The 7,251-nt window shown below is 59.4% G+C and carries 6 protein-coding genes; 3 read left to right on the top strand and 3 right to left on the bottom strand.

Going from position 1 to position 7,251, the window contains the following annotated elements:
* Positions 1 to 130: 130 nt before the first annotated feature.
* Positions 131 to 1,414 carry a tetratricopeptide repeat protein gene (locus U5O12_RS04385; protein ID WP_322577464.1) on the top strand — a complete coding sequence of 428 codons (1,284 nt, stop codon included), beginning with the start codon at positions 131 to 133 and terminating at the stop codon, positions 1,412 to 1,414.
* A gap of 15 nt (positions 1,415 to 1,429) precedes the next feature.
* Positions 1,430 to 2,740 carry a FecR family protein gene (locus U5O12_RS04390; protein WP_322577465.1) on the top strand — a complete coding sequence of 437 codons (1,311 nt, stop codon included), beginning with the start codon at positions 1,430 to 1,432 and terminating at the stop codon, positions 2,738 to 2,740.
* Here the strand turns inward: U5O12_RS04390 and U5O12_RS04395 are convergent.
* From U5O12_RS04395 to U5O12_RS04405, 3 genes are all read right to left on the bottom strand, one after another.
* Positions 2,737 to 4,638, bottom strand: coding sequence for a propionate--CoA ligase (locus tag U5O12_RS04395; protein WP_322577466.1), 1,902 nt, complete (start codon positions 4,636 to 4,638; stop codon positions 2,737 to 2,739). The two genes, U5O12_RS04390 and U5O12_RS04395, sit on opposite strands and share 4 nt — an antisense overlap.
* A gap of 150 nt (positions 4,639 to 4,788) precedes the next feature.
* Positions 4,789 to 5,397, bottom strand: coding sequence for an isochorismatase family protein (locus tag U5O12_RS04400; RefSeq protein WP_322577467.1), 609 nt, complete (start codon positions 5,395 to 5,397; stop codon positions 4,789 to 4,791).
* A gap of 60 nt (positions 5,398 to 5,457) precedes the next feature.
* The gene (locus tag U5O12_RS04405; protein ID WP_322577468.1) at positions 5,458 to 6,132 is read right to left on the bottom strand and encodes a helix-turn-helix domain-containing protein; all 675 of its coding nucleotides are present in this window, start codon (positions 6,130 to 6,132) and stop codon (positions 5,458 to 5,460) included.
* A 217-nt stretch (positions 6,133 to 6,349) separates the two neighbouring features.
* Between U5O12_RS04405 and U5O12_RS04410 the strand changes: the two genes are divergently transcribed.
* Complete coding sequence (locus tag U5O12_RS04410) at positions 6,350 to 6,901, top strand: C40 family peptidase (RefSeq protein WP_322577469.1); 552 nt, start codon at positions 6,350 to 6,352, stop codon at positions 6,899 to 6,901.
* The last annotated feature ends 350 nt before the right edge of the window (positions 6,902 to 7,251 follow it).

The raw sequence follows: 7,251 nt of genomic DNA on the forward strand, positions 1-7,251 counted from the left end.
CAAAGGTTATTTTCACTGCGCAGTTTCTTCCACACCGAGCACCCCTGTGGCATAAAATTCGCATCATGTGGAGGATATTGCCCTCCGCAAGCTGTTTGTTAGCGGCGTTTCCAGCCACAAAGCCCCATCTATGCGCACACCTACCCGTTCACTGCTTTTGTTTACGCTGTGCAGCATCATATGGAACACCCCGGTGCATGCTGCATGGGACGGCACATTGCGCAGCGCTCTGGCTATGACGGAATCTGGTGCAGCCCAGCGAGCTTTTGAGTTGCTGGAGCCCCTGGAAATGGAACGCTCGGGCGACCCGGACTTTGATTTGGTTTTGGGCATTGCTGCAAACCAGGCTGGGCACCATACCCGCGCCATCTTTGCCCTGGAGCGCGCCCTCATGGTGAATCCCAACAACGCACGCGCCCGAGCCGAACTCGGCCACGCTTTGTACGCCGTAGGCGACATTGCCGGAGCCAAAGCTATGCTGGGTCAGGCGAAAACGCAAGGGATTCCCACAGAAGCCGCGCGCACCATTGACCAGTTGCTTCAAACCATCGACCGCATCGAATCCGAGGCAGGCTCCTCGACCCGGGCGTACATAGAAGCCGTGGGGGGCTATGACGACAACGTCAACAGCGCACCATCAAGCAAGGTATTCGGACTCAAACCGGTTTCAAGTGCGTTTTCCGGATTAGGTTTCCATGTTTCGGGCCGCAAAACAATCGCCCCACGCTGGTCAGCGCTTGGGAGTTTTGGCTACTCAACCCGCGGACATGACACAAACGCCTTGTCCTATGACTCCACGCAAATGGATGCCTCCATCGGCGCAAGCTACCGCGTGGACCGCAACGAGTACGCCACGGCCTTACAGGTAGGCAACAGCACCATTGCCAGTGCGCCAGCCCGCTCCAGTTGGAATATCACGGGGGAATGGACACACCGGTTGGATGCCTTCCGGCAAGTCAACGCCTACGCCCAAGTCGGCCAACTGATGTACCCCCAAAAAACAAGGAATGTCGACCGTTATGTTTTTGGTGCGTCGTACGGGCACCAATTCCGCTCTGAACTATCGGTATACGCAAGCGCCTACCTTGGCCAGGAAGTGACGAGCCAACCAGGCGTCGGTCATTTGGGGCACCAACTGGTGGGGGGACGTTTGGGATTGCAACAGCCATTTGGCAGTGCACTGGCCGTGTTTGCCACTGTCAGTCTGGAAGATCGCAGTTACAACGGCCCGGACCCATTCTTTTTGAGTACCCGCCATGACCAGCAATGGGGGCTAGGGGCTGGCGCACACTGGATACCCGCCAAAGCCTGGCGCGTGACACCGCAATGGAGTTACTTGCAGACAGTATCCAATATCAGCACATCGTCTTCGGAAAAACACACTGTGTCAGTCACGGCACGACGTGAGTTTTGACACAAGGAACCCGCCATGTCCAAAGTCCGGCTCTTCACGCTCCCTTCTGCTTGCCTGTTGATTGCCACTGCACTCCCCGTCAGCGCGCTGGCCAATGCCGGCGTTGCCAATTTTGTTTTTGGCGATGTGGCTGTCCGCTCTGCCAATGGGAGCAGCACCCCTCTTCAAAAAGGTCGTGCGGTACAAAGCGGCGATGACATCGTGACAGGCACGGGCGCACAAGCCCAGATTCGCTTCAGCGATGGGGGCATGGTGGCGATTCAGCCCAACTCACAATTCAAGTTGGCCAGTTATGCCGACAAAAATGACCCAAAGACAGACAGTTTTCTGGTGGAGTTAGCCAAAGGTGGCATGCGCGCAATCACTGGATTGATCGGCAAACGCAACCGCGAGAACTACAAGGTCATCACCAGCACCGCCACCATCGGGATTCGTGGCTCCTCGTTTCTGATCAGCTACAACACAGATGGATCAGTCACCGTGAATGCCGAGCAAGATGCGATTGTGGTGTGCACCAATACAGGCTGCACAGGCCTCACTGCAGGCGAAACGGTGGTTGTGAAAGATAAAAACCAGGACCCCGCTAGGACTGTGGAGCGGGCGACCACGGAAGCGTCTGTCCCCCCACCCCAGAGTCAGACAGTTTCTGGTGACAAGATTTTTATTGCAAACGGCCTGCAAGCCATTTTTGACAGCAGTGTTGCGAGCAATACAGATGGAAAAGCCGTCGCCATCATTGCTGACCTCCCCTTGGTGAGTTACACAGGTACAGATGGCAATCTTTACAAAGCCGGAACCGCGGGCGTATCCAGCTTCAATACTTCTGGAGATCCGTTCGCCGCAGACTATGTGGGCTGGGGCTACTGGGCAGTTGGCACCAAAACTGTGAATGGCAACACCACGGATTTGAGCGATATCCACTACGCCGTCGCGCGCCCTACCCCCGAATTGTCCATGCCCAATACGGGTACCTTTGACTACAACCTGGTAGGCGGCACGGCGCCGACCGCATTATCCAACGGTGTGCTGCAGGTGGGCACGCTCACCAGCGCATCCATGACGGTGAATTTCAGCGGCGGATACACCTCCATCAACAGCATCACCGTAAACACCGTCTTCAACGGCACTAGCTACAGCGGAAACGGCTACGGCTCTGGAACCGGTGCAAGCTTTTCAGCCTCTGGCTCCTTGGTGGCAAATGGCGTTTTCAGCGGCGAAGGAGCGGCCAAAGCCGCCCTCACCTACAAAATTACCGGCACCGCCATTGGTGACATCAAAGGCGCAGCAGGTCTGGCCAAAGGCGCCGAAAGCACCTATAACCCCTAGGCCGGGCTTCCCGCCTGATCCCGGATCTGCTGCAAGGCGGCGGGATCTTCCATCGTCGTCAAGTCGCCAGGGTCCCGCCCCTCGCACACGGCCTGAATGGCGCGACGCAGTAGCTTGCCGCTTCGCGTTTTGGGCAAAACACTCACAAAGCGCACACGTGCGGGGCGACCAACGGCACCCAGGGTCTGATCCACCACTTTCATGACCTCGCCTTCGAGCCTCAGGCGCGCAGCTTCGTCTACCAGCATGCTGGCATCTTTGACCACCGCAAAGGCCATCGCCACCTGGCCTTTGAGCGCGTCGGCCACCCCCACCACTGCTACCTCCGAGATATTGGGATGGCTGGAAATGCTTTCCTCAATTTCCCGCGTGCCCAAGCGGTGGCCGGCCACATTAATCACATCATCGGTACGGCCCAGGATGAAGTAGTAACCGTCCTTGTCGCGCACACCCCAGTCAAACGTGCTGTACACCAGCTTGCCGGGAATGCTGCTCCAGTAGGTTTTCACAAAACGTGCATCGTCTTGCCAGACGGTCTGCATGCAACCGGGTGGCAGCGGGCCTTCAATCGCCACCACGCCTTTTTGGTCGGCCCCGGTCAGCTCTTCGCCAGTGTTTTCGTCCAACAGCTTCACGTTGTAGCCATACATGGCCACGCCTGGGCTGCCGAATTTGCTCGCGGCTTTTTCCACGCCATTGGCAATGCTGAGAATGGGCCAGCCAGTCTCGGTCTGCCAATAGTTGTCGATGATGGGCTTGCCCAGCGCACTGCTAATCCACTGTGCAGTCGGCTCGTCCAGCGGCTCGCCTGCCAAGAACAGGGCGCGCAGACTGGAAAGATCGTATTTGTGGAGCAGCGCCGGGTCCTGCTTCTTGAGCACCCGCACCGCCGTGGGCGCGCTGAACATCACCGTCACCTTGTACTTCTCCACCAGACTCCACCACACGCCGCCGTCCGGCCGGGTGGGCAGGCCCTCGTACATGATGGTGGCCATGCCGGCAATCAGCGGACCATAGATGATGTAGCTATGACCCACGACCCAGCCAATGTCGCTGGTCGAGAAGTAAGTCTCGCCTGCGTTACCGCAATAGATATGCTTCATGCTGGCCGCCAGCGCCACGGCATAACCGCCAGTGTCGCGCTGCACGCCTTTGGGCTTGCCCGTGGTCCCGCTGGTGTAGAGCGTGTAGCTGGGGTGGGTGGCGTCTACCCATGTGCAAGGCACTTGCGTTTCCAAGTGCTTTTGCCGCATATCCGCCCACAGATGGTCGCGGGCAGCTACCAAATCCATAGCAGCGAGCGACCGATCCACCAAGAGCACCGCAGCCGGCTTGTGGCTGGACAGACGAATAGCCTCGTCCAGCAAGGGCTTGTACTCCACCACCTTGCCGCCGCGCGAACCAGCATCGGCACTCACGATGACCGTGGGCGATGCATCTTCAATACGGGAGGCGAGCGAGCCCGAAGCAAAACCACCAAACACCACGGAGTGGATGGCACCAATGCGCGCACAGGCCAGCATGGCAAATGCCGCTTCCGCCACCATAGGCATATAAATCAGCACCCGGTCGCCCTGGCGCACCCCCAATGCCAGCAGGCTGGCCGCCATGCGCTGCACCTCGGCGTGCAGCTGCCGGAAGCTGTAGACCTGCTCGGTATTGGTTTCGGTGGAGACCGCAATCAGCGCCGCCTGGTCGGAGCGGGTGGCCAGATGGCGATCGACCGCGTTGTGGCACAGGTTGGTCGTGCCGCCCACAAACCAGCGGGCGAAAGGCGGATTGCTGTAATCACATACCTGCCGGGGTGGTGTGTGCCAGTCGATCAGGGCCGATTGTTCAGCCCAAAAGCCATCGCGGTCATCGATGGAACGGCGGTGAAAGTCGGCGTAGCCTGTCATTGTGTGTCTCCGGTCGGGCCTGTCAAAACTGAATTCATAATTATGGATAAGCAACTTGCTACAAGCTGACTTACCTGAATTCTGTCCACCGACACCGGGTCGCGGTGTGCCCACCGCGCCCAGAAGCCACCCTCAAAGACCCAGGCTGCGCTATTTAATCAGCGCTTGCATTTCCTTGAAGGCGGGGTGTTCGGCTGAACGCAGCCATTCAAAGCCCACCATCTCGGTGGTCACCAGCTCAGCCCCCGCGCCGGCCAGGCGGTCAAACGCAGCATCGCGGTTACGCTCGGTGCGGGAGGTACAGGCATCCGTCACCACCCACACATCAAACTCGTCTTCCAGCAAATTCAAGGCGGTTTGCAGCAGACAGACATGGGCCTCACAGCCGGCAATCACCACCATGCCACGCTCAGAGGCCGCAGGTTTCTGCAGGTGTTTGGGCAGGCTGCGGGCATTGCCCTGCACCGGCTTGGCCGGTGGACGCAACCATTCGCCCAAGCCCTCTTCCACCGCACTGAACTGCATTTTGCTCAGCAAACGGGCATTCGCCGATTGCAGCGCCGGCGCCAACTCTGGCACCGTTGCGCCCAGGCCGCTGGGGTATTGTTCGGTGTAGAACACCGGCACCTCCAGCAGCGCCGCCCACTGCGCCAGGCGCACGGCATTGGCCACCACCGCGGCCTGCTCAAACATGGCCGGCATCAAGCGGGCCTGATAGTCCACCAGCACCAGCTGGCTCTCTTCCAATTCAATCAACATCGCCATTCTCCTTGCGTTGCGTGTGAGCATAACCTCCAGCCAACGCCGTGCAGTCCAGCCTCAAGCAAACAGATCCACCTGTGCAAACCCCTCTGGGGCGAGTGCCGGGGCTGACTGCTCTGGCGCCGCCACCAGGCGCAACTGCACGCTCTCTATATAAGAGGCCAATGCCTCCACCGCCAATGCGTTGGTCCCGCTGAGCTTGCTGGGGTCGTGGATGAGCAGCACCCCCATGGCCATGGACAACAAAGCCATGGTTTCGCGCTGCAGCAGCACCGGGCTACAACCCAGCACCACCAAAGCCTGGGTCACAGGCGCCAGCGAATCCATGAGTGCCGTGGCCAGCCCCTCCCCCACACGCCCCAGCCCGCGCCCGTCACTGGACAACACGTGCAGCAGCAAATGCGCCTCAGCCGGATGCGCCAGAAAGTAGGCAAACCAAGCCTGAGCACGCGCGGCAAAGGCGCCTTCCGGCGCGCCCTTGGCCACTTTGGCGGACTGGGCCGCCGCCTGCGCCCGCGCCAAACTGTCGGCCAATACCGCTTCAAACAGCGCCTGCTTGCTCGGAAAGTAAGCGTACAGAGCACCTGCGGTGTAACCCGCCCGCTTGGCAATGTCGCGCACATTGGCGTTGGTCACGCCCCCTTCAGCCACCGCTTGGCGCACAGCACGCAGCACCAAGTCGCGCCGGGTTTGCGCCATGGCCTCTTGCCGGGATCGACGGGAATCACTCACAAATGGCCTTGCTTTCAAACATAAGCTGATTATTGCAAACTTCGTTTTATAAAAAACCGGTAGTTTTAAATAATGAACGTTGTTCAAATTTAATTACATACAACTTCACACATTTTCGCCAATTGCAGCCAAGTTGTTATAAATCAATCACTTAGAGAAGTAATTTGAGAAGTCACTTTGCTTGACAAGCAAGGCCCCTGCCCCTAAAGTGCGCCGCATGCGAAAACTCATCCTCATTGCCCTGCTCGCCGCCTGCGCATCTGCCCAGGCCAGCCCCCAAGGCACAGGTGACGAGATGGGGCACTTCATGAACGAACGTGGCCTGTTATCGCGGATTGGCTCTGTGGGCGAAAAGGTGGAAGCCAGTGCCACGGAGCTGGTCATGAACTCCATGGCCTTCCTGGGCGTGCCATACAAACGCGGTGGCAACACTGCAGACACCGGGTTCGACTGCAGCGGCTTTGTCCGCGCCATTTATGAGCAGACCGCTGGTTTGCTCTTGCCGCGACGCGCCGAGCAACAAGCTGCCGCCACCCAAAAAATCGACAAGACTGACCTCAAGCCCGGCGATCTGGTGTTCTTCAACACCATGCGCCGCGCCTTTAGCCACGTGGGCATCTACGTCGGCAACGGCAAGTTCATCCACTCCCCCAAGCCCGGCGCAGAAGTGCGTGTCGAGGATATGGGCGTGAGCTACTGGGCCAAGCGCTTCGACGGCGCACGCCGCGTCAGCCCCGACGACACCCAGCAGCAGGCCACCGCCCGCTGAACCTGACGGCGCACGCCGTTTCATCCCAGCCAGACGCCCTTAGGGTCAACCCGCAGTTCGTTTGGAGCGGGCGCTCAAAACGCAGCGCATGCGACAGACTTCGCGCTGCTTCGCCCCCACAATGCCGGCTGCCACCGTGCGCGCCTGACCCCGGGCGCGCCTTCCTCGCACACCTAGCCTTTGGAGCCCGCATGAGCCAACCGATTCAAGATGCCGACCCGCAACGGATGCAAACCACGTTTGAGGCGCAGCGGGCCACCGCCCTGGCCTGGCGCCAGTCCACCGCGGCTGAGCGTATTGAACGCTTGGAGCGGCTGCGCACCAGCCTCTTGGCCCACAAAGAATCCCTG

The organism is Rhodoferax sp., from assembly GCF_034519335.1.
Lineage (GTDB): Bacteria > Pseudomonadota > Gammaproteobacteria > Burkholderiales > Burkholderiaceae_C > Allorhodoferax.